The sequence below is a fragment of the Aeromonas allosaccharophila genome (assembly GCF_016026615.1).
GTDB classification, from domain to species: Bacteria; Pseudomonadota; Gammaproteobacteria; order Enterobacterales; family Aeromonadaceae; genus Aeromonas; species Aeromonas allosaccharophila.
In genome coordinates this window covers 2,652,501-2,677,980 of sequence record NZ_CP065745.1, presented here as the reverse complement: position 1 = coordinate 2,677,980, position 25,480 = coordinate 2,652,501, and the positions used below count along the sequence as shown (strand labels likewise).

Sequence of the window (25,480 nt, the reverse complement as noted above, 5' to 3'; positions counted from 1 at the left end):
CCATTATGCGTTCGCGTATTTGGCAAGGAAGCAGTGTCGTGGTGTTGTCATGGCTGCTGCTTGCCTGCTCCTCCAGTAAAAATGCAGCTCCGGTGGATGGGGTAGGTGATGATCAGTTCGTCTCGACCATTCCGGCTCGCCAGAGCGGCACTCAGCTCAGCGCCCCCATTCAGGGCGGCAGCTATGTGGTGAAGCGGGGCGATACCCTCTACTCCATCGCTTTCAACTCCGGCAACGACGTGCCGTCGCTGGCCAGTCTCAACAACATCAGTCCGCCCTACAATATCTACCCGGGGCAGCGGCTGCGTCTCGACGCATCGGGCTCTGCGGTGACCAGCAGCAGAAGTGCCGGTACCTATGAAGTACGCCGCGGCGATACCCTGAGCAGCATCGGCCGCCAGTTTGGCATGACGCCGCAGGTGCTGGCCCAGAGCAACAATCTGAGCGCCCCCTATGCGCTGCAGCCGGGTCAGGTACTCAACGTCCAGACCGCTGGCGGTGGTTCGACCCAGATGGTGGCTACGACTCGTCCGGCAACTGTAACGCCGGTGGCAGTGAGCCGTCCGAGCAGCGGACCGCGTCCGTTGGCTGAGCCGAGCGGTTCTGGTCAGACCACGCCATTCATCGCTCAGAAATCCGTTGCTCCGGCGGCACCGAAGGAATACGCTCAGACCAAAGAACAAAAAACAAACAACTCCCAGTCGAGACTTGCTTGGCACTGGCCCGCAAAAGGCCGGATCGTCGAGGGGTTCTCTGTTGCAGAACAGGGTAACAAGGGTATCGACATAGCCGGCCAGAAGGGGCAACCCGTCTACGCCGCCAGTGGTGGTAAAGTGGTATACGCTGGCAGTGCTTTAAGGGGGTACGGCAAGCTGATCATCCTCAAGCATGATGATGACTATCTCTCCGCTTACGCACACAACGACGAGTTGCGGGTGAAGGAAGGGGACAGCGTCAAGGGGGGCTCGGTCATTGCCAACATGGGTAGCACGGACGCGCCGGATGTGCGATTGCATTTCGAGATCCGGTACCGAGGCAAATCGATCAATCCGATGAGCTATTTGCCAAAGCGTTAACCCCAGAGAGACCGTCTTACTCTGGTAACGTCAGGGAGACACACCATGAGCCAAGAACAACTGGTAATGCAGGATGCAGAGTTAGAGTTTGACGCTGAACCCGAATCGAACGAAGAAGAAGTAGAAGAGTTGCATGAGGTAGTCGCCGAGGCGGAAGAGACTATCTCCGATGAGTTGCTGGCACCGGAACTGAACAAGGTGATGGATGCCACGCAACTCTATCTGGGGGAGATTGGTTTTTCCCCGCTGCTCACTGCCGAAGAGGAAGTCTACTACGCCCGTCGTGCCTTGCGGGGTGACAAAGCCGCCCGCAAGCGCATGATCGAGTCCAACCTTCGACTGGTGGTGAAAATCGCCCGTCGCTACAACAACCGCGGCCTGGTGCTGCTGGATCTCATCGAAGAGGGCAACCTCGGTCTTATCCGCGCGGTCGAGAAGTTCGATCCCGAGCGCGGCTTCCGTTTCTCCACCTATGCCACCTGGTGGATCCGCCAGACCATCGAGCGGGCCATCATGAACCAGACCCGCACCATCCGTCTGCCCATTCATGTGGTCAAGGAGTTAAACGTTTACCTGCGCACCGCGCGTGAACTCTCTCACCGTCTCGATCATGAACCAACCGCCGAGGATATCGCCTTTGCGCTGGATTGTTCGGTGGACAGTGTGAACCGCATGCTCAAGCTCAACGAGAAGATCACCTCGGTAGATACCCCCATCGGTGGCGATCGCGACAAGGCGCTGCTGGATGTGCTCTCCGACGAGCGCGGCATGGGGCCGGAGCTGGAGTCCCAGGATGACGACATGCGCGCCAGCATTGTGCACTGGCTGGAAGAGCTCAATCCCAAGCAGCGGGAAGTGCTGGCACGCCGTTTTGGCCTGCTGGGTTACGAGCCTGCCACGCTGGAAGATGTGGGGGCCGAGATTGGTCTGACCCGCGAGCGGGTGCGTCAGATCCAGGTCGAGGGGCTGCGCCGTCTGCGGGAGATCCTGCTGAGCCAGGGGCTTTCCATCGAGGCGCTGTTTCGCACCTGATCACGATGGCTGCCGGCTGACAACAAACGGCTGAACAAGTGAATAGCACGAGGGGAGCAATCGCTCCCCTCGTTTTTTATTGCCTGTCGTCTGGCGATGGCGGTGCGGTTATACCAGCTCGGCCAGCATGGTGTCGGCGTAGGGCACCAGCGCTTCGCCCTTCTTCACCTTGGCGAGGTAGTCCGGGTTGGCGATAAGTGGACGACCGATGGCCACCAGATCGAAGCGGTTGGCCTCGATGGCCACGGCGGCGCGCTCGGCGTCGTAGTTGCCCACCCCGACCAGATTGCCCTTGTAGTGGGCGCGCAGATAGTCGGAGGCGCGGCCACCCAGATAATCGAAGGTGAGGTTGTCATCGAAGATGCCGAGGTGGATATAGGCCAGCGGGCGCTCATTGAGCTCGGCCAGCAAATAGTCGAACACGGCGCGATCTTCCGGACTGCCCGCCAGATGGACATAGGCACCCGGGGAGAGACGAATACCAACCCGATCACCGCCGATCCGGGCGCTGATGGCATCCACCACTTCCAGCGCGAAGCGGCTCATATTTTCCGGGCTGCCACCGTAATTGTCGGTGCGCAGGTTGGTGGAGTGGTGCAGGAACTGGTCGATCAGGTAGCCGTTGGCACCATGGATCTCCACCCCGTCAAAGCCTGCCTCGATGGCGTTGGCACCGGCTTGGGCGTAATCCTGTACCAGCTGGGCGATGTCGGCCTCGGTCAGGGCACGTGGCACCTGATAGGTCAGCTCGCGCATGCGGGGCACGGTGCCCTCGTGCGCCACGGCAGAGGGAGCCAGCACTTCAGCCTGATGGAAGAAGGGGTGGGAGAGGCGGCCGACGTGCCACAGCTGGGCGAAGATCTTGCCGCCCTTGGCGTGCACGGCGCTGGTCACTTTCTTCCAGCCATCGATCTGCGCCTGGGTGAACAGGCCCGGGGTATTGGGGTAGCCCTGCCCGTCGGGGCGAATGATGACGGCCTCGGAAACAATCAGGCCGATGTCGGCGCGGCGGCCGTAATAGGCAGCCATCTGCTCGGTCGGCACCAGACCGGGGCCTGCCATGCAGCGGGTGAGCGGGGCCATCATGAAGCGGTTGGCCAGGGTCAGAGTGTCATTAAGGCGATACGGCTGAAACAGGGTATTCATGATAGTGTGTCCTGAATGGGTTATTCTTGAACGTGCATTCAAGACGTTTTTTGCGTCGGGCGCAAGCTTTTTTTGAATGCGCGTTCAAGAAGGTTGGCCCGAGCGGGCGGCTGGGGTAAACTTGCCGCCCTTTCCAGCCACTCTTTATCGGCGGGTCTTTTTGCCCTTGCCGGTGAGCCATTTCCCACGGGAGGAACCATGCGCATTGCCGAGTTTGATCGGGACGAGGTGCTGCGAAATGCCATGGAAGCGTTTCGCGCCAAGGGGTACGCCAAGACCACCATGCAGGAGCTGGTGGCCGCCACCGGTCTGCATCCGGGCAGCATTTACGGCGCCTTTGGCAACAAACGCGGCCTGCTGCTGGCTGCGGTGGATCACTATGTCGATGGCAAACGCACCCTGCGCCGCGCCCTGCTCGACAACTCGAGCCCGCTGGCGGGCCTTGCTGCCTATCTCGACGGGATTGTGGGAGAGGCGCTTTGCGGCTCCTGTCTGGTGACTCGCACCATGATGGAGTTGAGCGAGCAGGATGAGGAGCTGACCCAGCGGGTCAAGGCCATCTACGGCGAACTGGAGCAGGATCTGGCCGAGTTGCTGACACAGGCACAGGCAAAAGGCGAGCTGGCCCCGGATAGCAATATCCGCACCCTCACCGCCCTGCTGCTGATCAACCTGCAAGGGCTGGTCACCTTCGCCCAGTGCCGCCCCGATCGCCCCCTGCTCGACGACGTGGTCGCCCAGCTGATGCGGGCCCTGCGGGCGTAACGCGATAACGCAGAAACAACAGCGGCTCCCGAGGGAGCCACTGTTGTTTCTGGTCTCAGCACTTGCCGGGTTTATCCATCAACCTTTGGTGCCAGACGCAGCGTCCTTACCTCGGCCCCACCAGCTCTTTCATCAAATCTTTCAGCCACACCAGTGCGGGTTGCTGGGCATGTACGGGGTGCCAGACGCAGTTGAGGTGATAATCCGGCACGTCTGCGGGCAGCGGCAGGCTTTTCAGCGGCCAGTGGGTGGCGAGCAGCTCGGCCACCATGCTGGGCAACACCAAGAGATGATCGCTCTGGCTGACGATGGCGGCGGCGGACATATAGCTCTGGCTATTGACCGAGATGGTGCGGCTAAAGCCCTGACTCTTCAGATAGCGGTCGAGGCTCGCCTCCGAGGTGCCCAGCGGCGAGTGGAACACATGGGGCATGGCGATGAGCTGCTGCAAGGTAATGCGCTCCTGCCACTGAGAGGGATCATCCTCGGCACCTGCGTGGGCCGATTTGGCAATCGGCAGATCGGCGCGCACCAGCCCGGCCAGCGGCTCGGTGAGCCAGGTCTCCTTGCCAAGATACCCCGGCACCTGCATGTACTCGTCAAACCCCAGCACCAGATCGATCTCGCCGCTCGCCAGCTCGGCTTCGGGCAGGGTGTCGCGCAGGATCCTGATCTCGATGGTGACCCCAGGCGCCAGCCGTCTGAGCCGCTGAATAAGCGGCGGGATCAGCACGCACTCCACGTAATCTGTGGTGCAGAGCACGAAGCTGCGTCTGGAATGGATCGGCTCAAACTCCTCCTCTTCGCTGAGCTGCTGCTCCAGCAGCCGCAGCGCCTGCTGCACCCCGAGATGCAGCCGCTGGGCGCGCGGGGTCGGCAGCATCCCCTGCGGGGTGCGCACCAGCAGCGGGTCACCGAGAAAGGTGCGCAGCCGGTTAAGGGAGTGGCTCATGGCGGGCTGGCTGATAAAGAGCGCTTCGGCGGCGCGAGTGACGCTGCCCTGCGTCATCAGGGCGTCAAAGGCGAGCAGCAGATTGAGGTCGAGCTGGTGCAGTTTCATGGGGGGATTATTCGCCGTGTTTATGGGACAATCCATCCTATTCATTTGATGGATGGGGGCGCAACGTCTTACTCTGCGACCCACTGTTATTTTTTCAGGATTCCCGCGCCGTTTTGGCGTAAATGGGGGCCTCAATCCATGCAAGGAGCCTTGCGATGAGCATCAAGACCATTCATTCCACGCCGGCCGCCGACGGCTTCACCATGCCCGCCGAGTGGGCGCATCAGCAGGCTGTCTGGATGATTTGGCCGTATCGCCCGGACAACTGGCGTGAAGCCGGTCGCTTCGCCCAGCCCATCTTTGCCAAGGTAGCGGATGCCATCGGCGGCGCCACCCCGGTCTTTATGGGGGTGCCTGCCCAGTTTATGGAGCAGGCTCGCGCCATCATGCCCGCTCATGTCACTCTGGTCGAAATGAACAGCGATGACTGCTGGGCTCGCGATACCGGCCCCACCATTGTGACCAACGCCGCAGGCGAGTGCCGTGGCGTGGATTGGGGCTTCAATGCCTGGGGCGGTCACAAGGGCGGTCTCTACTACCCGTGGAATCAGGATGAAGAGGTCGCAGCCCAGATGCTGGCCCAGCACGGCATGGCTCGTTACGACGCGCCGCTCATTCTGGAAGGGGGCTCCATCCACGTCGATGGCGAAGGCACCTGCCTGACCAGCGCCGAGTGCCTGCTTAACGAAAACCGCAACCCGCACCTGAGCAAAGAGCAGATCGAAGCGCACCTGCGCGACTATCTCGGCGTCACCAGCTTTATCTGGCTGGACGAAGGCGTCTACATGGATGAAACCGACGGCCACATCGACAACATGTGCTGCTTCGTGCGTCCGGGTGAAGTGGCTCTGCACTGGACTGGCGACCAGAACGATCCCCAGTACGCCCGCTCCGTAGCCGCCCTCAAGGTGCTGGAAGCGGCGGTCGATGCCAAGGGGCGCAAGCTCAAAATCTGGAAGCTGCCCCAGCCGGGCCCGCTCTACTGCACCGAAGAAGAGTCTGCTGGTGTCGAGAGCGGCAGCGGTGTGCCGCGCGAGGCAGAAGGCCGTCTGGCCGGTTCCTACGTGAACTTCCTTATCACCAACGATCGCATCGTCTACCCGCTGCTGGATGCCGCAACCGATGGCGAAGCCCAGCGTATTCTGGAAGAGATCTTCCCGGATCACACCGTAATTGGCGTACCGGCCCGCGAGATCCTGCTGGGCGGTGGCAATATCCACTGCATTACCCAGCAGATCCCCTCAGGCAAATAAGAACCGGATGACGATCCTGCTGCGAGGCCGTGATCAAGGCTTATGTGCTGTTCGCTTATGTGAAACCGAGGGCTCACGTATGTTTATACGCTCCGGTTCCTGTGCAGCTCTTCACCTTACTGACGGCCTCTCGCGACGGGTCGCAAACCGGTTCCGGTGAGTATTCAAAACCCCACGCCGTGGGGTTTTATCTCTTGATGGTGTGATGGTCGCAGGCGCTGATGCGGCGATCATCATGACAAACAGTCACCCTTTTACAGGAGATCAAAATGATCGAAGTGACCGAGGTTTCCATTGCCGAGCTGCGTGCCGCGCTCGAATCAGGCCGCACCACAGCGGTCGAACTGGTCAAGGCCTATCTGGCCCGGATCGAGGCCTACAACGGCCCCGAGACTGCCACCAAACTCAACGCCGTGGTGGTCGCCAATCCCGATGCGCTGAAAGAGGCCGAGGCTTCCGATGCCCGCCGTGCCCGTGGCGAGACCCTGGGGCCGCTCGACGGCATCCCCTACACCGCCAAAGACAGCTATCTGGTCAAGGGGCTGACCGCCGCCTCCGGCAGCCCGGCCTTCAAGGATCTGGTGGCCCAGCGCGATGCCTTTACCGTTGAGCGGCTGCGCGCCGCCGGTGCCATCTGCCTTGGCAAAACCAATATGCCGCCGATGGCCAATGGCGGCATGCAGCGCGGCGTCTATGGCCGTGCCGAGAGCCCCTACAACGCCGACTACCTGACCGCGCCGTTTGCCTCCGGCTCCTCCAACGGGGCCGGTACTGCCACTGCAGCCAGCTTCTGTGCCTTTGGTCTGGCCGAAGAGACCTGGTCGAGCGGCCGTGGCCCTGCCTCCAACAACGGCCTGTGTGCCTACACCCCGTCCCGTGGCGTCATCTCGGTGCGCGGCAACTGGCCGCTGACTCCGACCATGGATGTGGTGGTGCCCTATGCCCGCACCATGAACGATCTTTTGGAAGTGCTGGATGTGGTAGTGGCCGACGATGCCGATACCCGTGGCGATCTGTGGCGCATGCAGCCCTGGGTGCAGCTGCCCAAGGCCTCCGAAGTGCGTCCGGCCTCCTATCTGGATCTGGCTGCCAAGGCCGATGCCCTAAAGGGCAAGCGCCTCGGCGTGCCGCGCATGTTTATCAACAAGGATGAACTGGCTGGCACCAGCGACAACCCCGGTATCGGCGGCCCGACCGGTCAGCGCATCCATACCCGCGAGACCGTGATTGCCCTCTGGGAAGATGCGCGCAAGGCGCTGGAAGCAGCGGGCGCTGAGGTTATCGAAGTGGACTTCCCGCTGGTATCCAACTGCGAAGGGGACCGACCCGGCGCGCCGACCGTGTTCAATCGCGGCATCGTGAGTCCGGAGTTTCTCAACGACGAGCTGTGGGAGCTCTCCGGCTGGGCGTTCGACGACTTCCTGCGCGCCAACGGCGATCCCAAGTTGAACAAGCTGGCCGATGTCGATGGCCCCCAGATCTTCCCCCACGATCCGGGCACCCTGCCGAACCGCGAGGGCGATCTGGCGGCGGGCATGGATGAGTACGTCAATATGGCCAAGCGCGGCCTGAAATCCTGGGACGAGATCGCCACAGTGCCGGATGGCCTGCGTGGGCTGGAAAAGACCCGCAAGCTGGACTTGGAAGACTGGATGGACGGGCTCAAGCTCGACGCCGTGCTGTTCCCGACTGTGGCCGACGTTGGCCCGGCTGACGCGGATGTGAATCCGGCCTCCGCCGATATCGCCTGGAGCAACGGCATCTGGGTTGCCAACGGCAACCTCGCCATTCGCCATCTCGGTGTGCCGACTGTCACCGTCCCCATGGGGGTGATGGCCGATATCGGTATGCCGGTGGGTCTGACCTTCGCCGGTCGCGCCTATGACGACAACAAGCTGCTGCGCTTCGCCTCGGCCTTCGAGTCCACCGGCAGCAAGCGGATGGTGCCGCCACGGACGCCGCCGTTGGTATGATCGCCGCCGCGGGCCTGATAGTTGTTAGATCAGAGACAAAGAGAGAGGGAGGCATCATGCCTCCCTCTTTTTTCGTCCATTTTCTGGCTTTGGCCATCACACCCGGATGTTCTGGCCCGCGCCCATCTCGCTTTTTGTCACAGGCGGGGTCTGCTCATCTTGGGACAAACTGGCCTCCCACTCGTGGGCCTTCTCCAGCAGATCGGCGAGGCTCTCCCTGATCTGCTGCGGACGATAGCTCCCCAGCGCTATCCGGGAGAAAAACGATACCCGCTCGGTGCCCGGATAGATGCCGACCCCGTAGTCATGGCGCAAGGGGGCGAGGGCATGCTCGCCAAAGCGCAGGAACAATTCGCGCGACAGGCGCTCGGGAAGATCGCTCGCCGTGGTCACCGAGAGCACCAGCGCCATTTCGTCGGGCTGAGCCACGATATTGACCACAAAGGGGGCGCTCGCCTCCTCTGCTGCTCGCTGGATCTCGAACGTGCAGACGCCGTTTTCATCGAAGGCCAGCGGCTCGACCGACAGCTCGGCCACGATTTTCTGATAGATATCCAACACAACACTCCAGTCCGGTTGCCCGGTCGTCTTCGAAGGGGCAGGGCAAGCTCACCAAGAGACGGCCCGCCACTGAGCGGGCCGGGCCGTCATCCATATTCATGGCAAGGGTTACACCTTGATATTGAGTGCTCGGCCCTCTTCCAGCTCGAACATCCGGACATCGCTCACCGGATTGTCGTTAAAGCGCACGCTTTTCTTCATCTTGGCGGCGACGTTCTCCCCGTCCGATGAGCCAGTGCGCTCTTCGACCAGCGGTGAGGTCTTGTTGGCGCGGGTGTTTGCCTTGGTCAGGGCGTCCAGCTCGGCGTTGGCTCTTTGCTCAAACAGCTGGACGAAGCTGCGATTGAACTCGGCATTGACCTTGGCGTTGAACACCTCAGACTCCTGACTCTGCACCTTCAATGCCTCTTGCAATGCCTTGGGATCGTTGCTCAGCGAGGCGAACAACGTAGTGGTCTGCTCGATGGCACGGGAACTCAGCAGGCCGAAGATGGCGTCTCTCCCGTTGATAAAACTGGAGAAGTGCTCCATGGCAAATTCCCGGGAGGAATCACTCATGGTCTCAAGACCCAGCCGATTCTTGTTTGAGTCGGTCACATCCGCCAGAGTCGCGGTCTTGGGATCGCTGCCCGGCTTCAGATATTGGGCATCGTTTTTGAACTCGCTGATGGGCTGGTTAAAGGCTTGCTGCACAAGCTTCTTGATCTGGCCAAGCTCAGTCAGCTGCCGCTGCACCTCGGACTGAATTTGAGTGGCCCGGGTGGTGAGTGCACTCTCCCCCTTGGTGGCGGCTCGGCTAAAGAAATCGATCACCGCATTTTTGATGCGGCCCAGCGTGCTTAAATGGGCCAGGTCCCGTTGTACGGAGACATCCCCACTCTTGCCGATATGAATGGTGTACTCCTTGCCTTCACCCAGATGAAGGGCAAGCTTCTGATTGTTGCCGGGATTGACGTCGGCGAGCTGCAGACTGTCGATAGCCTTCAACATCACCGGGGTAGCTCCATGAATAGCCATGACCTTGGTTCCTTATCTCACTAACAAGCGATACATCTGGCCTGCATCATACCCGTCAGTAAAAACGCCGTTTATTAGCCATGGTTGCACTATTTTAGTTTGGGGTTGGCCTGCGCTGGCGTGTGTGAGAGGAGAGCCGGTTGCAGTGTGGCCTCAGATTTTGAGTCCATGGCAGCAAGCGTATGGTGCCGCCACGGAGGCCGCTGTTGGGGGGATTGCCGCTGTGAGTTACATATTCCGAGTTTGACAGGTAATAACAAAAACAAACCCACCCGCTATGCTGGTGGGTTTTCTTTCTTCTGTTCGAATACTTCATCAATCATTACATGTGCAGCTGAACCAATCCAAAAGAATATAGAGGTCGCAACAATGTAGAGGATTACTTGAATGGTCATTATGTAAATTGAATTGGCATCGTTCAATAAAATTATCGCAATAAGAATTAAGCATGGCGTGACCCCCATTATAAAAAGCAACGTAATTATCAAAACTATTCTTGGCGAAGCGGAGTTTTTATTGATAACACCAGCGCTAACAATTTTCACTATTGCTTGGCCGAATAGGATTGCAGATGCAAAACTCCAATCTGCAGCAGCAAAAAAGTCACCCATACTTGATTTGTATAATTTTACCATTCCAATAACAATAAATGGCAAAAGTATAAACAAATACTCGGAAAGCAATGTTATTCTTGCATTTGAGTAGACATTATTCTTCATAGTCAAAATTCCCCTGTTTATAAAACCGCATTTCTACAGGGTTGTGCACCTTGATTACTTCATATTTTGTCTCTACAGGTTTGTCATATTTATCATAAAATACAATAGTAACTAAATCGCATAATAGGCCATCTCCAGGTGCCACTAATACCTTCCGATTATGAAACTCTGTCAACCATTCAGGAACACGCATCTTAGCTGATATTTTTGTTTTCCCTTTAATAAAATCCCACATGGAGTTACCAATGAAATCTGCTTTTTTAATGATGAGAGTTTCTTTTGTTATATTGCTTCGAGTTGAATCCACGATTAGTAAATCAATGTCATCCTTTGTCAGTTTGAAATTTTTATTAAGCTTTACAGTATGCCCATTTGCTAAAACATATATATCATCATGAGCATTAAGTTTTCCTGATGCATCACTGATGGATGTATAAGATTTCAACAATCGATATCTGTTAAGGTCAAAGACATTCGGGAATTCTTCGAGTCTAAGCTCATCGGCTTTTCTATGAAGTTCATTTATAAGAGGGTCTAATTCATCTACATTTGTTATAGTATCTTTGTCTTTTATAAAGGTGATTAATCGTTCTGTACAATAGTTCATGAACCCAATGAATTTACTTTGCTTTTCATTAGGGATTTCACCGTCTATATTGATGGTGAGCCAAGATTTTATGGATCCTTCATTAATATCTGATAATAGAAGGAAAGGTCTGATTTCTGTATCTACTGCGTGTAAGACACTTTCGTGGAACTCTTCAACGCTACTAATTAGAAGACTCATGGAGTCAAAAACCCGTTGAGGTTTTTCAGAGTTTTTTTGAAAATCAATTTTCAAGCATATATTATTTTTGTATGAACTTTCTATTTGCATAAACGTAATCCATTTCAGCATTAGATGTATACATGAACAACGACCAAACATTGATACCCGGATGAGCACGGTAGCCATAATGAGGTATTGTGGAGAGGAGAACAAGAGGGTCTTCAGTGCGAATAGCTACTAAGCGTACTTGGGCCAGCGTGAAATAAGATTACCGAAATGCCGTTGATATCCATGGTGTCCTGCTAGTCTTGCCATCATCATTTTCACGGTAAACGGACGATTACGCTGTGCTAATCGACCCTACATGATGGAGCTTATTGTTACCTCCCCCTCATCCCCGGCCTTTCTCCCCTTGTCTGTGATCAAGAGTGGGAGAAGGGAGCAAATATGCTCCGCTGGTTGTGTGTTGGCTCTGTGGTGCGGGTGAATATGAGTAGCGTGGAATTGGCACGGGCCATCCCCTCTCCCCCGGGAGAGGGTTAGGGTGAGGGGTCGCTATCTGTGTTGCAGGTTCGAATAGCGAAGTGTATTCGGACGTTCGCGAATAGGAGGCCACAGCTGATTTCTCCGGACCTTCCCCTGACTTCACCCAGACTTCACACAACCTCATTTTCCCCTCACAAATCCCCCGTATCTTCTGCTCACTGCTTAAAAGGCCCGGCTTGCCACAGGGGTGGCGAGGGGCGGTTGGTTCGAGGGAGCAAGATGATGAAAGGTTGGATAAAGTGCGGATTGGCCGGGGCCGTGGTGCTGATGGCGAGTTTCTGGGGTGGCAGCGTGCGGGCGGCGGGGATCGAACTCAAGCAGGTGAGCGGCCCTGTCTATGTGGTGGAGGATAACTACTACGTCAAAGAGAACTCCATGGTCTATTTCGGGGCCAAGGGGGTGACGGTGGTGGGGGCGACCTGGACGCCGGATACCGCCCGCGAGCTGCACAAGCTGATTAAACGGGTCAGCAGCAAGCCGGTGCTGGAGGTGATCAACACCAACTACCACACCGACCGGGCGGGCGGTAACGCCTACTGGAAGTCCATCGGGGCCAAGGTGGTGGCGACGCGCCAGACCCGGGATCTGATGAAGAGCGACTGGGCCGAGATTGTCGCCTTTACCCGCAAGGGGCTGCCGGAGTATCCGGATCTGCCGCTGGTGCTGCCGAACGTGGTGCACGATGGCGACTTCACGCTGCAAGAGGGCAAGGTGCGTGCCTTCTACGCGGGCCCGGCCCACACGCCGGACGGCATCTTTGTCTACTTCCCCGATGAGCAGGTGCTCTATGGCAACTGCATCCTCAAGGAGAAGCTGGGCAACCTGAGCTTTGCCAATGTGAAGGCCTACCCGCAGACCATTGAGCGACTCAAAGCGATGAAGTTGCCGATCAAGACGGTGGTAGGCGGCCACGACTCGCCGCTGCACGGCCCCGATCTGATTGATCACTACGAGGCGCTGATCAAGGCGGCGCCGCAGTCATAACCGCCGCATGACAGACCGCCTGCAAGCCTTGCCATTGCTGCAAGCAGCGGCCATAACGGCACACCACAAAACGCCCGCTTGCAGGGAATGAGCGGGGGTTTTGTGGTTGCGACTTTTCTGCGGCCACTTGTTGCGGGCGTGGGGGCGTCGAGATTAAGGCTGTTCAAGGGAGGGAGGCTTTCATAAGATGGCCTTCTCTCTTTTCCCTGAAAGTTATCCATTTTCGTTATGCAATACGCCTCTCTCGCGCGCCTCAAGCAGGCCTTTATCACCGGGATGTGGGCCTCGCTGGTCAGCATCGTTATCGGCTTCGCCTTCAAGGTGTGGCTGGCGCAGTGGGTCGCCAAGGGGGAGCTGGCGCTGTTCAACAGCGTGGTGGATTTGATCTCCCTCTCTTTTATCCTGATGACCGGTTTTCGCTCCTCCATGGTGGTGAGCTACTCCCAGACCAAGAACGATCGGGACATCATCAATATCTTTCGCTACTTCCTCATCGGCATCGTGCTGCTCACCTGGGGGGCGGTGATCCCCTATATCAAGCACGGGCTTCATATCCGGGTGGAGTATCTGCAACTGGTGGGGGTGATCTTCGGGCTGGGGCTCAAGGTCTATTTTACCAATCTGGTGGCCATGTACCGGATGTATGAGCTCTCCAACCGGGTCACCTGGCTGGAGCCGCTGGCCAATGGCCTGCTGTTTATGGCCTGCTATTTCGGGCTGGGGATGGATGCGCTCCCTTCGCTTTTCTACGGGCTGACCTTCTCGTCGCTCGCCATCGCCGGTTATATGTATGTCTCGCGGCGCCGGGCCATCGCCACCAAGCCGCTCGCCAAAGTGGCGCTCGGCCCCGAGATGGTGAGCTATGTGAAGAAGAGCTTTACCGCCTCGCTGGAGGCGGGGGCCAGCATCCTGATGATTTACATCACAGTGCTGCTCACCATCCGCCACTTCAGCATCGATGAGCTGGGGGATTTTCAGGTGGTGGTGCGCCCCATCTTCACCTATATGACCACCTTGTTTGTCTTCCCCATCTACCGCTTTGTGCTGCCGGAGCTGGCGGTCAATCTGCGCAATGGCGATCACCATCAGATAAGGCTTATCCGGCGCTGGATCTTCCGCCTCTCCGCCATCGTCAGTCTGGCATTCTTTGGCCTGATGCTGCTGGCGGGCAAACCGCTGGTGCTGCTGTTCTTCCCCGCCGACTACGTGGGGGCGGTGCCTGTGCTGTTCCACTTCTCCATCTTCTTTATCTTTATGATGCTCAACGGCTATCAGCTCGCCTATATCAAGGCTCATGGCCACTTTACCCAGAGCCTGCTGATCCGGCTGGCGGGCATAGTGGCGCTGGTCGCCGCCTACTATCTGGTGGCCGAGTTCACCGCCAACGTGGTGGCGATTATCGTGGCGCTGGGGCTCGGTTATCTGGTGATGTTTATCCTCTCGACTATGGCGGAGCGGCAGATCCTGCGTGATTTGCCACCGGAGCTGGCGGCGGCGCCCTAGGTTTGGCTGCGCCTGTTGGCTGGCGTGACAATGGCTGGAACCAGCGGTCGGAGTGAACCGCCTGAGAAAAAGAGCACGCCCGATCGGGCGTGCTCTTTTTATGGCCTCTGGCGGCCTGGATCTGGCTCTTGGCCGTCAGATGGGCCTTGGGGGCAGTGGTATAAGCTAAAGTTGGGTCATTTCGGGAAAACTCATAAATTCAGCTTATAGTGACCATTTTCCCGCTGGCGAACCCTGTCAGTGGCCAAGAGAGACCCCATCAGGGGATCTTCCGATCCTGGGGGTTGGCGCTGGGGTTAGCGCTTCCCCTTGCTACCTTTATTGCCCGCCAGCGCCTGCTTTCTGGCGCGCTGCTTCTGGGCCGCCTTGCTGTTGCGGCGCGGCTCGGGCTCAAAGCGGGTGAGATCCGGCTCAAAGCCCGGGAACCACTGCTGGGGCAAGCGGGTGTCGAGCACTGCTTCCACCTTTTCCAGCAGCGGCGCATCTTCCGGGCTGAACAGGGTGATGGCGAGCCCCTTGTTGCCCGCGCGGCCGGTACGACCGATGCGGTGGACGTAATCCTCGGCCACAAACGGGAATTCGAGGTTAATCACGTAGTTGAGGTCCGTGATATCGAGGCCACGGGCTGCCACGTCGGTGGCGACCAGCGCCTGCAGGGTGCCAGCGCGAAATTCCAGCAGCACTTTTTCCCGTGCGCTTTGCGACAGATCGCCGTGGAAGGCCAGCGAATTGATGCCCGCCTTGCCGAGCTGCTGGGCCAGCTTGTCAGCTCCCTGACGGGTGCGGCTGAAGATCAGCGCCGGTGCCCAGCCTTTTACTTTCAGCATGTGTTCGACCAGCGCCAGCTTGCGATCACTGTCCACGGTATAGACCCGTTGCTCCACCTCGGCCGCCGTGGTGTTGCGCGGCGCCACTTCAATCAATTCCGGGTCGCGCAGCAGCACCTTGCAGAGGGCAAACAGGTTGTCGTCGCAGGTGGCGGAGAAGAGCAGGGTCTGGCGATCCGCCGGGATCTGTTTGAGCAGGGCTTTGATCTCGTCCATAAAGCCCATGTCGAGCATCCGATCCGCCTCGTCAAACACCAGATGGCGCAGCGCCGCCAGACTTAAAGCCCCTTGCCGCAGATGGTCGAGCAGGCGGCCCGGGGTGGCGATCAGCAGATCCACCCCGGCTTGAAGCGCGTCGACCTGCGCTGCAATACTCACCCCGCCATAGACCAGGGTGCTGGTGAGGCCGGTGCCTTGGCCGTAACGCGCCACACTCTCGGCGACCTGCACCGCCAGCTCGCGGGTCGGCACCAGTACCAGTGCGCGGATCGGGCGGGCGGTGTCGCTTGCCGGGTGTTGCATCAGTTGCTCCAGCAGCGGCAGCACAAAGGCGGCGGTTTTGCCAGTGCCGGTCTGGGCGCCCGCCATCAGATCCCGCCCCGCCAGAATGACGGGGATGGCGCGAGCCTGAATGGGGGTGGGGGCGGCATAGCCGAGCTCGCTCAGGGTCTGCTGCAGACGGGGGGAGAGGGCCAGTTCGGCAAAGGAGGCAATGGACATAGAAGGCACCAGTAGGGGGTTATCGCGGCCAGCGGCCACAACGACACAATCATCGTGGCCGCGATGGTAACAGAAGCAGGGGGATCGGCAGAAGGCGGCTATGCCTCTGCGTCGTCCGGCAACGGGCGGATCAGTCGGATCGTTTTGCCCTCGTAGCAGGCGATGTTGTGTTTGCCGTGCTGTTTGACGTGGTAGAGCAGCTCGTCGGCCAGATGCACCGCCTCGGTGACGGTGAGGTAGTCGCGAATGCGGATCACCCCGGCGGAGAAGGTGATGGGGGTCGGCAGTTCGGGGATCTGCAAGGGGGCGTTTAACAGCCGCTCGGCCGAATGGATCATCATCTCGTCATCCTCCATCCCCTGAAACAGCACGATAAACTCCTCGCCGCCCCAGCGGATGGCGGTATCGATCTTGCGAATGCTGCCCTTGAGGTGGCGGGCAAAGGCGATGAGCGCGGCATCGCCGATGCTATGACCATGCAGATCGTTGATCGACTTGAAATTGTCGATGTCGAGGATCATCAGGTAGTCGTGCTCGTGCAGCAGTCTCTGGGTGAGAATGTCCCGCCGTGGCAAGCGGGTCAGGTGATCGGTATGGGCCAGGGTGCGCAGCCGCTGATAGATCTGCTTCCATGCCACCATCACCAGCAAAATGATGATGAGATAGATCTTGAACGCTGGGCCGTGAAAGGCCAGCTGGATGAAATCGAGCCAGGAGTAGGACCACCTCAGATAGAGATCTTCCCCTGCCTTGGTGCGCATAAAGGGTTTGCTCAGGCAGATCTGCCAGGGGAGGCAGGGCTCGGCAGCCTCAAACGAGATGTCGGTACGAGTCGGGTTGACGGCATCGAAGGGGTGCAGCACATCCCGAAACGCCTCATCGACAGCGATGTCGATGCTAAGCAGCCCGTACTTGTAGCCGCTGCGCCCCGACTGATGAATGAAGGGGAAGCTCATCACTATGGTTTTGCGCATGCTGAAGCTGTCGATACCGATATCGGAGACAAAGGCCTCATCGGCGCTGCAGAAGGGGCGGCCGGGTGCAAAGCTGGCGCAACCGAAGTAGTGATACCAGGCGGGCAGTGTCATCAGATCCACCTTGATCGGCGCCAGTCTGGCGGGCAGCAGCTTGTTGTCGGCCACCATGCCGATCAGCCGGTAGTCGTTCCAGATGGTGTAGATGTTGATCACCTCCGGATAGGAGAGGGCATAGCGGAAGGTATTGAGGATATTGGCGGCCGGGTATTGCAGCGGCACATCGGCAAAGCGGTGCTTGCTTCTCAGGTCGTAGCCATAGAGGTAGTTGGTGTTCGACTCGTTGCGAACGAGGTGAGCGGGAGTCTCCAGCGACCGCTGGTAGGCGAGATAGCTGGTGATGTTCTCCACCTCGAGGATCTTGGCCCGCTGGTAGAACACGTCGAACACGTTCTTCTGCTTGGCGGTGATGAGGTTCATGTCGTGCCGCAGGCTCTGATAGGTGTAATAGAACACGCAGCCCAATCCGGTCAGTATTAGCAGGGTTACCCCCAGCAGCGTCAGTTTGGGGTGTTCGATTCTAACCTTATGCCAAGCCATGGCGAGGGGCGTCTCCAGAGTGAAAGGGATGTGATATTGCTGGCTGGTTGCCAGATTAGCTGGAGTATACGTCAAAGCAAGTCCGGAAGAGTCCGCCGCTGCCGTTCATCGCCGACTGCGGGGTCGCCAGCGGCAATGGGCGGATAGTTGCTCCCGAGGGGGATACGCTGGTGAGTGGCGGCGCAGTCAGCTATTCGACGATCAGCACGCTTTCGCTCGCCAGATGGTGCAGCCACTCCCTGACAATCAGCAATACGGCGGCAACGTGCTCGTCGCGGGGCAGCAAGCTGGCGGCGAGGGGATCTCCTTCCGCCATGGCGGCGAGCTGGCCAAAGGCCTGCTCCACCAGATCCCGGTCGAGCTGGTTATCCCCCAGCACTTCGGCCAGTGACGGCTGGCTGCGCAGGGTCAGCTGCAAGCCGGGCGGGATCTGCGGGGCGATGCGCATCAGCTCATCTTCCACCACCATGATGGCCCGTTCCAGTTCGAGCGGGGTGGGCGGCGCATGGCGAAACGGCCCGGGCTGGATGGCGTGGGTGCCAAAGGCCAGCGGGTAGTGTGACGGGGCCCCATCTGGCTGGCTCAGCCAGACCTGACTGCTCTGTTCACCAATCTCCAGCAGCAGTGTCATCATCTCGGGTACGGGTTGTGTCATGGTGCCGGGCTCCTGTATTGTAAACGTTTTCCCATTCTGCCTTTGATACCCCCGCTGTCGCCGTTTGGCGAGCACAATTTCTGCGAGTCGCCCCTCACTTTGGTGCAAACTCCTTGCAAAAAAATTTATCAATGGCAGTCTGGATGTCTAAATGGCTGTTGCCGTTTCCTTATCCTCAGATGATTCAGGAGTTCAGATATGGATATTCGCACCGCTCCCCGCGCCATCGCGCTCGCCCTCATGCTGGCCAGCGGCATCGCCGCCGCCAACGAAGCGCTGGTGATCCAGACCGATTTCGGCCTCAAAGATGGCGCCGTATCGGCCATGAAAGGGGTCGCCTTCGGGGTGGATCGCACCCTGCCGCTCTATGATCTGACCCACGAGATCCCGGCCTACAACATCTGGGAAGCCTCCTACCGCCTCTACCAGACCCTGCAGTATTGGCCCAAGGGGACCGTGTTTGTCAGCGTGGTGGATCCCGGCGTGGGCACCGATCGCCACTCTGTGGTGCTCAAGACCAAGAGCGGCCACTACATCGTCACCCCGGATAACGGCACCCTGACTCTGGTGGCCGAGCACTTTGGCATCGAGGCGGTGCGCCAGATCGACGAGAAGCGCAATCGCCTCAAGGGCTCCGAGAAGTCCTACACCTTCCACGGCCGCGATGTGTACGCCTATACCGGCGCACGGCTCGCCTCCGGTGCCATCAGCTACGAGCAGGTCGGCCCGCTGCTGCCCGCTGAGGTGGTGAAGATCCCCTATCAGCCTGCGGTCGCCGAGAAAGATGGCACCCTCAAGGGCACCATCCCGATCCTCGATGTGCAGTACGGCAACGTCTGGACCAATATCGACGATGCGCTGCTGACCAAGGCAGGGATCAACAAGGGGGATAACGCCTGTATCAAGATCAGCGAAGGGGATGCGGTCAAATATGACGGCAAGGCACCTTACGTCAGCAGCTTCGGCGATGTGCCGGAAGGCCAGCCGCTGGTCTACCTCAACAGCCTGCTGCAGGTGTCGGTGGCGCTGAACATGGACAGCTTCGCCGCCAAGCATCAGGTGCAATCCGGCGCCAACTGGCATATCAGCCTGAAGAAGTGCTCCTGAAGATTGTCGGGCTTTCGACAAGCGGGTTTGAAGCAAGAGAGGGCAGCTAAGGAGGCTGCCCTCTCTCATTGGCTGATAAGGAGTTGCGGATAAGGAGTTGTTGTCAAAAAGCATATTAATTGAATGCAATTGATAATGATTGGTATTTGGTTGGATAATCGCGCACTTGTCTGACCACCTAACCATAACGAATGAAAACCAGCCTTTTACTGCTCAGCCTGCTGGCCCTGACCGCATGCAATGACAATCACAGCAATACGTCGGTGGCCCCCTCACCCGAGGTGACCCCGCCGGTCGTCAAGCCGACCGACCCGCCCGTCACGCCACCCATAGTTCCGCCAGAAACCCATACCCGGGTGCCCCTGACCATAGAGGTCAATGTGGCGGATCGGCTGGGGGCGGGTGCACAGCTCGAGGTGAGACAGGTCGCCACCGGGATCCGCGTGCAACAGGCCATCGAACCGGGCCAGCTCACCCGCATCACCTTGCCTGAAGGTCTGCAACTGGATCAGCCGCTGGAGCTGCTTGGCAGCGACGAGGGCTATCTGCTGCGTGCGGTATCGGTGCGGGTGGCGGATCTCTCGGCCGGGATCACTCTGGCGCGCCGCAACAGCGTGCCGCGGCTGGGATTGAACGAGGAGGAGACAGCGCTCTTCCTGCTGGCGGATCAGAGCGGGGATGGTTCCCTCAGTCAGGCCGAGTGGGGCAGGGCAGAGGAGATCCGTGTACAACAACAGGCGGCCATTGAGGATTACGCCGCTTTCCTGCTGGCCCAGCGCCAGCCGGGTGCCGTGCTCGACTATGCCGACAGCTGGCAGATGCTGTTGGCCCTGCGCGATGACAAGCAGGCACGCAGCTGGTATCAGCGCAGCAACAGCGCCCAGATCCAGTCCGCCCGCACCCAGCTCTATCCCGCCAATCCCAGCCAGCCGGACGAGCCGGAGACGGCTGATCTGCTGCGCCTCGATGAGCTGGGACAGCTGGTGGCACGCGGTCCCTGGCAGTGCCTGCACGATGTGCGCACAGTCAGCGGGGTCAAGGGCAGCCAATACTGGCTTTATGGCAGTGACACCGGTGCGTTGACGGTTGCCAGCCAAGCACAACTGGCGGCGGTGCCGAGCGGTTGTGGCCGTAGCGACTGGCGCCTGCCGACCCTCACCGAATTCGAGCGGCTGCTGAGCAGTGACCAGTCGGCATGGCGCTATCCCAATACCTTTGCTGTCACCCTGCCCACCCAGCTCTGGCTGCAGGATGGTGCGGGTCTGCCCCGTCTCTATCAGCTGGCGACCCGAACCTGGCTGGATGAGGGAGAGGGCAGTCTGCTCTGGTATGCGCTTGCACCCTATCCGGTGCGACCCTCTGTGGTACGCGACAGCAGCATGCCAGACATGGCGACTCTGCGCGCCCAATACAGCGGCTCATCGTCCCAATGGCCTGCCGCCCGGGTGGATGACGGGGTGGAATGGCAGGAACTGGGGCCGCTGCCGGCGGTGCCTTTCCCGGTCGACAACCCCTATAGCCGGGCCAAGGTGGTGCTGGGTCAGCAGCTCTTTTTCGACAAGCAGCTCTCCAGGGAGCGGGACATCAGCTGTGCCAGTTGCCACGATCCGCAAAAGGGGTGGAGCGACGGCCTGAGCGTATCGGTCGGTCATCTGGGTCAGAAGGGCAATCGCAACGCCCCCTCCATCCTCAACAGCGCCTTCAGCTCGACTCAGTTCTGGGACGGGCGGGTCGCCACGCTGGAGGAGCAGTCGCTTCATCCGATCCAGAACCCCATCGAAATGGCACTGAGCCATGACGAGCTGCTGGCCCGCTTGCAGGCCAGCCCCGACTATCAGGCTGCTTTTACCACCGCCTTTGGCGATCAGGGGATCACGCTGGAGCGGATCGCCAAGGCGATCGCCACCTTCGAGCGCACCATCATCAGCCGCGACAGCGATTTTGAGCGTTTCGTCAAAGAGGATAGTCAGGCGCTCAGTGACAAGGCGCTGTGGGGGATGCACCTCTACCGTACCGATGGCCGCTGCATGAACTGCCACTCCGGCCCGCTGCTTAGTCAGCACGGGTTCGAGAGTGTGGGGCTTACCTATTACGGTCGCGGCAAGCTGGAAGATCGCGGTCGTTTCCTGCAGACCCACGACAAGGCAGACATCGGCCGCTTCAAGACTCCCAGCTTGCGGGATGTCGCCTTCACCGGCCCCTATATGCACAACGGCATCTTCCCGATCTTGGCCCAGCGTATCGGCGGCTCGGTGCAGGGGGTGGTGGCCATGTATAACTTTGGTGTGACCAAGTGGAGCAGCGGGGTCGGCTTCCCGACCGGTGCGGATCAATATGATCCCTTCTTCCCCAAAGCCTCCGATCACCTGCATGCTCTTGGCCTCAGCAATGACGAGCTCGATGCCATTGGCGAGTTTTTGCGCAGCGCCTCGGCCGAGCCGCGTCGCACCCCGGCCACGGTCGCTGAGCTGGGGGTGAGTGAGGCGGATGATCCGACCCCGGTGGGAGCCGTGATCACCGGATTGGCGGTGCTGCCTGCTCAGCCTCAGTTGGAAGTGGGGCGCTCACTCCCTCTGCAACTGCAGTGGCAACTGAGCGATGGCTCTCTCGGCCTGCTCGATGCGCCTGTTGAGTGGCGCAGCGAACAGCCGGAGTTCGCCACCGTGAGTCCGCAGGGCGAGGTACGCGGTGTGGCGGTCGGTACGGCACGACTGGTGGCGACCACGGCTCGTCACACGTTGACCGTGACGGTGCAGGTGGTGGATGCCCAGCCCGATTTTGCCCGGGGCTGCCGTCAACCCGAGCTGGTGGCGGGCAAGCTTGCCTTTGTCTGCCAGTTGACCAAGGACGAGGCGGAGCGTCTGTCCATCTCCTATGACGGTGTGAGCAGTGACAGCGATGGCGACTACAACCCCTTCCCGCTGGAGTATGTGACCATGGGGCAGGCGCGGGCGCGGGATTACTGCCAGCAGCTGGTGGCGCGCGGTCATGATGACTGGCGTCTGCCGACCCGGGCCGAGTTGGAGGTGCTGTTTGCCGCCTACAACAAGGATGGAACGACGGATCAGTTGCTCCAGCAGCAGGGGTGGCCGCTCTACAACCGCTACTGGAGCAGCGATGCTACTGCTAACGAGACTGGTGAGCTGCCGCTGCTCGATCTGAGCACTGGCGACCCGCTGTGGGATCTGGCGGATGAGGCCCATGCCGCCACCTGCGTCAGGGCCATCTAGCCTTCATATATAGTCAGATGAAAAACGGGCGCCTCGGCGCCCGTTTTGTTCTCTGGTAATAAAGAAAGGGATTAGAACTCGTTGGATAGCGCCTTGTATCCTTTGACCAGATCGATATTGGTGTGAGCCACGTCCTCGGAGAATTCGGCGGCATCCACCGAAACCCGCTGGAAATAGAGGGATCAGAACTCGTTGGAGAGCGCCTTGTACCCTTTAACCAGATCGATGTTGGTGTGAGCCACGTCTTCGGAGAATTCGGCGGCATCGACCGAAACCCGCGGGATATGGGTCAGATCGCTCTGCTGGTTGATGCGGGTGGTGGAGGGGACGTAGAACTCCGGCGGCAGATCGCAGCCATCGATCACCGAGTTGTGACGCACTACGGCACCATCGCCGATATGGCAGTTGAACAGCACACTGTTGAAACCGATAAAGACCCGGTTCCCCACTTCGCACGGCCCGTGGACGATAGAGCGATGGGCGATGGAGGTGTATTCGCCGATGGTGACGGCAGCGCCGGATTTGGAGTGGATCACCACGCCATCCTGGATGTTGGAGTTGGCGCCGATGACGATGGGTTCCATCTCGCCGTTGGCATCCACTTCGTCGGCGCGGATCACCGCATAGGGGCCGACAAAAACATTCTCTTTGATGATCACCTTGCCGCAGATGATGGCGGTCTTGTCGATATAGGCGGATTCGTCGATGACAGGCAGATGGCCGGAGGGATTCTTGCGGATCATGTTACATCCTGTGGTTGCCAAGAGGATTATCTGGTGGTGGGCGAGGAGCCTACCGGTCGGTCAGCTTACCCCCGCTCGCCCTCTGGTGAAACCCCCTGACTGGTCTGACCCTTGTCGCGCGCCGTCTCGGCATGGCTGTTTCCCGCCGTCAGAATATGGGAGCATGGCTGTCATCCCGAGTCGCATTAGATGGACATATATAGATGAAGAAGATAATTGCCCTGTTGGCGGGTGGTTTGTTGCTCTCCTCGGCCGTGCAGGCCAAAGGGGAGGCGGGGGAGTTTGACTATTACGCCATGGCGCTCTCCTGGTCGCCCGAGCATTGCGCCGTCAAACCGGCCGATCGTGACCAGTGTTCCCGCAAGCTGGGCTTTGTGCTGCACGGTCTCTGGCCCCAGTACGAGCGTGGTTACCCCAGCAACTGCACCCGCGAACGGCTCGATCCCGATATGGAGAGCGAGTTTGCCGACCTCTACCCCAGTCGTTTCCTCTATCGCCATGAGTGGGAGAAGCACGGCACCTGCTCCGGCCTGAGCCAGCAGGCCTTCCATCAGTTGGCTAGCGATTTGCACCAGAAGGTGAAGCTCCCGGCAGCCTATCAATCCCCGGAAGAGCCGCTGCGCAAAAGCAGCTTCCAGCTCAAGGCCGATCTGGCGAGCGCCAACGAGTGGCTGGCCCCCGACAACATTACGGTGGCTTGCGCCGATGGTGGCCGTTTTCTGCGGGAGATCTACATCTGCGTCAATAAAGAGGGGTCGGATGCGGTCACCTGCTCCGCCGAGATGCAAAAGCGCGAGCGCCGCTCCTGTGGTCAGCCGGACTTCCTGCTGCGCAGCGTGCGTTAAGTCTTCACTCACCATCGGGCCCCTTGTGGGCCTGATGTACAAGCACGGCTATCGGAAAGGAGTCTGACAGATGGATGGCAACAACCGGTTTGGCCCGACAGAGCGGGCCCTGCTGCTCGGGGTGAAAGGGGTGGGGCCGACCGTTATCGGGCGGCTAGAACAGCTTGGCTACCATACCCTGGCCAGCTTGGCCGAGGCCGATACTACCCATATCGTCCAGCTGGTGGCCAGCATAGTGGGCTCGACCTGTTGGCAGAATAGCCAGCAGGCGCGCAGTGCCATCGACGGCGCCATTGCGCTGGCCCGCGCACATCTGGCAGCGGACGCGACAAACGGGGTGAATGGATGAGCCTTTTTACCGAGCTGGGAATGCGTTATCCCATCATTCAGGCGCCGATGGCCGGTGTGCAAGGCAGCGAGCTGGCGCTGGCTGTGACCGGAGCCGGCGGTTTGGGCTCCTTGCCTGCCGCCATGCTCACGTCATCGGAGCTGCGCAGCGAACTGGAGCATCTTTCCCAAAGCGGCCTTGGGTCATTTAACATCAACTTCTTCTGTCATCAGCAACGGGAGCCGGATCCCGTTGCGCTGGCCAGCTGGCAGCTGCGCCTTGCACCCTACTACGCCGAGTTCGGCGTACCTCCCCCAGCTATTACGACGGCGCCAAGTCGTGCCCCCTTCAATGAGGAACATGCCGCCATGGTGGCCGAGTTCAGACCAGCGGTGGTCAGCTTTCACTTCGGCCTGCCTGCTCCCGAGCTGCTTGCCCAAGTGAAAGCGGCGGGGGCCAAGGTATTTGCCAGCGCCACCACGGTAGCGGAGGCTATTTGGCTCGCTCACCACGGCGCCGACGCCATCATCGCCCAGGGCTTGGAGGCGGGTGGTCATCGCGGCCACTTCCTCTCTGATGATCTCGCCTTGCAGCAGAGCACCTTGACCCTGCTGGCACAGATCCTCGCGGCAACCGATTTGCCGGTGATTGCCGCTGGCGGTATCGTCGATGGCAAGGGGATCGCCAACGCGCTGGCGCTGGGGGCCAGTGCCGTACAGATAGGCACCGCCTTTCTCTGCTGCCATGAAGCGACCACCTCGGCGTTCCATCGCACCGTCCTCCACTCGCCCCAAGGCCAGCAGACGGCACTGACCAATCTGTTCAGTGGCCGCCCTGCGCGGGGTATCGTCAACCGCCTGATGCGTGAGCTGGGCCTGCTCTCGGAGTTTGCCCCTCACTTCCCCTATGCAAGTGGCGCACTGGCACCGCTGCGTGCTGCCGCCGAAAAAACAGGTGACAGCGGCTTCTCTCCGCTCTGGGCTGGGCAGAATGTATCGGGTTGCCGGGATCTTCCCGCCAGCGAGCTGATGGCGTGCTGGATCAAAG

General features: G+C 59.5%; 22 protein-coding genes (1 of these 22 running past the window's edge). 12 read left to right on the top strand and 10 right to left on the bottom strand.

The window, feature by feature from the left end; translation table 11 throughout:
- Nucleotides 1-5 precede the first annotated feature (5 nt).
- Nucleotides 6-1,076 carry a peptidoglycan DD-metalloendopeptidase family protein gene (locus I6G90_RS12055; RefSeq protein ID WP_197927674.1) on the top strand — a complete coding sequence of 357 codons (1,071 nt, stop codon included), beginning with the start codon at nucleotides 6-8 and terminating at the stop codon, nucleotides 1,074-1,076.
- Between the two features lie 45 nt (nucleotides 1,077-1,121).
- A complete protein-coding gene (rpoS, locus tag I6G90_RS12050) occupies nucleotides 1,122-2,108 on the top strand; it encodes an RNA polymerase sigma factor RpoS (protein WP_111807174.1) in 987 nt (328 codons plus the stop codon).
- Between the two features lie 108 nt (nucleotides 2,109-2,216).
- Here rpoS and I6G90_RS12045 read toward each other — a convergent pair whose 3' ends face one another.
- Nucleotides 2,217-3,254 (bottom strand): alkene reductase, encoded by a 1,038-nt coding sequence (locus I6G90_RS12045; RefSeq protein ID WP_197927672.1) that lies wholly within the window; start codon nucleotides 3,252-3,254, stop codon nucleotides 2,217-2,219.
- 198 nt (nucleotides 3,255-3,452) lie between these two features.
- On the opposite strand from I6G90_RS12045, the gene I6G90_RS12040 reads away from it, so the two are divergent.
- Nucleotides 3,453-4,019: a TetR/AcrR family transcriptional regulator gene (locus I6G90_RS12040; RefSeq protein WP_197927671.1), complete on the top strand. Its 567-nt coding sequence runs from the start codon at nucleotides 3,453-3,455 to the stop codon at nucleotides 4,017-4,019.
- A 106-nt stretch (nucleotides 4,020-4,125) separates the two neighbouring features.
- On the opposite strand, the gene I6G90_RS12035 is transcribed toward I6G90_RS12040, so the two are convergent.
- Complete coding sequence (locus I6G90_RS12035) at nucleotides 4,126-5,079, bottom strand: LysR family transcriptional regulator (RefSeq protein WP_197927670.1); 954 nt, start codon at nucleotides 5,077-5,079, stop codon at nucleotides 4,126-4,128.
- Between the two features lie 155 nt (nucleotides 5,080-5,234).
- Between I6G90_RS12035 and aguA the strand changes: the two genes are divergently transcribed.
- Together aguA and I6G90_RS12025 are read left to right on the top strand one after the other, a co-directional pair.
- The gene (aguA, locus tag I6G90_RS12030; RefSeq protein WP_197927669.1) at nucleotides 5,235-6,332 is read left to right on the top strand and encodes an agmatine deiminase; all 1,098 of its coding nucleotides are present in this window, start codon (nucleotides 5,235-5,237) and stop codon (nucleotides 6,330-6,332) included.
- A gap of 269 nt (nucleotides 6,333-6,601) precedes the next feature.
- Nucleotides 6,602-8,305, top strand: a complete 1,704-nt coding sequence (locus I6G90_RS12025) for an amidase (RefSeq protein ID WP_197927668.1) — start codon at nucleotides 6,602-6,604, stop codon at nucleotides 8,303-8,305.
- A gap of 96 nt (nucleotides 8,306-8,401) precedes the next feature.
- Here I6G90_RS12025 and I6G90_RS12020 read toward each other — a convergent pair whose 3' ends face one another.
- The 4 genes from I6G90_RS12020 to I6G90_RS12005 form a co-directional block, all read right to left on the bottom strand.
- Nucleotides 8,402-8,866, bottom strand: coding sequence for a CesT family type III secretion system chaperone (locus I6G90_RS12020; RefSeq protein ID WP_232254358.1), 465 nt, complete (start codon nucleotides 8,864-8,866; stop codon nucleotides 8,402-8,404).
- Nucleotides 8,867-8,974: 108 nt separating this feature from the next.
- The gene (locus I6G90_RS12015) at nucleotides 8,975-9,883 is read right to left on the bottom strand and encodes a hypothetical protein (RefSeq protein WP_197927666.1); all 909 of its coding nucleotides are present in this window, start codon (nucleotides 9,881-9,883) and stop codon (nucleotides 8,975-8,977) included.
- Between the two features lie 275 nt (nucleotides 9,884-10,158).
- A complete protein-coding gene (locus I6G90_RS12010; RefSeq protein ID WP_197927665.1) occupies nucleotides 10,159-10,602 on the bottom strand; it encodes a hypothetical protein in 444 nt (147 codons plus the stop codon).
- Nucleotides 10,592-11,479, bottom strand: a complete 888-nt coding sequence (locus I6G90_RS12005; RefSeq protein ID WP_197927664.1) for a hypothetical protein — start codon at nucleotides 11,477-11,479, stop codon at nucleotides 10,592-10,594. The genes I6G90_RS12010 and I6G90_RS12005 overlap by 11 nt, the downstream gene beginning before the upstream one ends.
- A 657-nt stretch (nucleotides 11,480-12,136) precedes the next feature.
- Between I6G90_RS12005 and cphA the strand changes: the two genes are divergently transcribed.
- Both cphA and I6G90_RS11995 read left to right on the top strand, forming a co-directional pair.
- Complete coding sequence (cphA, locus tag I6G90_RS12000; RefSeq protein ID WP_197927663.1) at nucleotides 12,137-12,901, top strand: CphA family subclass B2 metallo-beta-lactamase; 765 nt, start codon at nucleotides 12,137-12,139, stop codon at nucleotides 12,899-12,901.
- Between the two features lie 228 nt (nucleotides 12,902-13,129).
- On the top strand, nucleotides 13,130-14,404 hold the full coding sequence (locus I6G90_RS11995) for a lipopolysaccharide biosynthesis protein (protein WP_197927661.1): 1,275 nt from the start codon (nucleotides 13,130-13,132) through the stop codon (nucleotides 14,402-14,404).
- A gap of 296 nt (nucleotides 14,405-14,700) precedes the next feature.
- Here I6G90_RS11995 and I6G90_RS11990 read toward each other — a convergent pair whose 3' ends face one another.
- The 3 genes from I6G90_RS11990 to I6G90_RS11980 all read right to left on the bottom strand — a co-directional run bounded on the left by I6G90_RS11990 (nucleotide 14,701) and on the right by I6G90_RS11980 (nucleotide 18,180).
- Nucleotides 14,701-15,951, bottom strand: coding sequence for a DEAD/DEAH box helicase (locus I6G90_RS11990; protein WP_197927660.1), 1,251 nt, complete (start codon nucleotides 15,949-15,951; stop codon nucleotides 14,701-14,703).
- Between the two features lie 98 nt (nucleotides 15,952-16,049).
- Nucleotides 16,050-17,525: a GGDEF domain-containing protein gene (locus I6G90_RS11985; protein ID WP_139409823.1), complete on the bottom strand. Its 1,476-nt coding sequence runs from the start codon at nucleotides 17,523-17,525 to the stop codon at nucleotides 16,050-16,052.
- A gap of 190 nt (nucleotides 17,526-17,715) precedes the next feature.
- Nucleotides 17,716-18,180 (bottom strand): hypothetical protein, encoded by a 465-nt coding sequence (locus tag I6G90_RS11980; RefSeq protein ID WP_058053289.1) that lies wholly within the window; start codon nucleotides 18,178-18,180, stop codon nucleotides 17,716-17,718.
- Nucleotides 18,181-18,378: 198 nt separating this feature from the next.
- Here I6G90_RS11980 and I6G90_RS11975 point away from each other — a divergent pair, with 198 nt between their 5' ends.
- Nucleotides 18,379-19,287 carry an SAM hydrolase/SAM-dependent halogenase family protein gene (locus tag I6G90_RS11975; RefSeq protein WP_058053288.1) on the top strand — a complete coding sequence of 303 codons (909 nt, stop codon included), beginning with the start codon at nucleotides 18,379-18,381 and terminating at the stop codon, nucleotides 19,285-19,287.
- Between the two features lie 191 nt (nucleotides 19,288-19,478).
- Nucleotides 19,479-22,517 (top strand): cytochrome c peroxidase, encoded by a 3,039-nt coding sequence (locus I6G90_RS11970; RefSeq protein ID WP_197927659.1) that lies wholly within the window; start codon nucleotides 19,479-19,481, stop codon nucleotides 22,515-22,517.
- A 182-nt stretch (nucleotides 22,518-22,699) separates the two neighbouring features.
- Here the strand turns inward: I6G90_RS11970 and I6G90_RS11965 are convergent, their stop codons facing one another.
- Nucleotides 22,700-23,260 (bottom strand): gamma carbonic anhydrase family protein, encoded by a 561-nt coding sequence (locus I6G90_RS11965; RefSeq protein WP_005343397.1) that lies wholly within the window; start codon nucleotides 23,258-23,260, stop codon nucleotides 22,700-22,702.
- Nucleotides 23,261-23,463: 203 nt separating this feature from the next.
- On the opposite strand from I6G90_RS11965, the gene I6G90_RS11960 reads away from it, so the two are divergent.
- The 3 genes from I6G90_RS11960 to I6G90_RS11950 form a co-directional block, all read left to right on the top strand.
- Nucleotides 23,464-24,105, top strand: coding sequence for a ribonuclease T2 family protein (locus I6G90_RS11960; protein ID WP_197927658.1), 642 nt, complete (start codon nucleotides 23,464-23,466; stop codon nucleotides 24,103-24,105).
- Nucleotides 24,106-24,175: 70 nt separating this feature from the next.
- The gene (locus I6G90_RS11955; RefSeq protein ID WP_197927657.1) at nucleotides 24,176-24,454 is read left to right on the top strand and encodes a helix-hairpin-helix domain-containing protein; all 279 of its coding nucleotides are present in this window, start codon (nucleotides 24,176-24,178) and stop codon (nucleotides 24,452-24,454) included.
- Nucleotides 24,451-25,480 carry the 5' portion of an NAD(P)H-dependent flavin oxidoreductase gene (locus I6G90_RS11950; protein WP_197927656.1) on the top strand. The gene runs 17 nt beyond the window's last position, so 1,030 of the gene's 1,047 nt are visible here — the first part of the coding sequence; the start codon lies at nucleotides 24,451-24,453; its stop codon lies beyond the right edge, outside the window. The genes I6G90_RS11955 and I6G90_RS11950 overlap by 4 nt, the downstream gene beginning before the upstream one ends.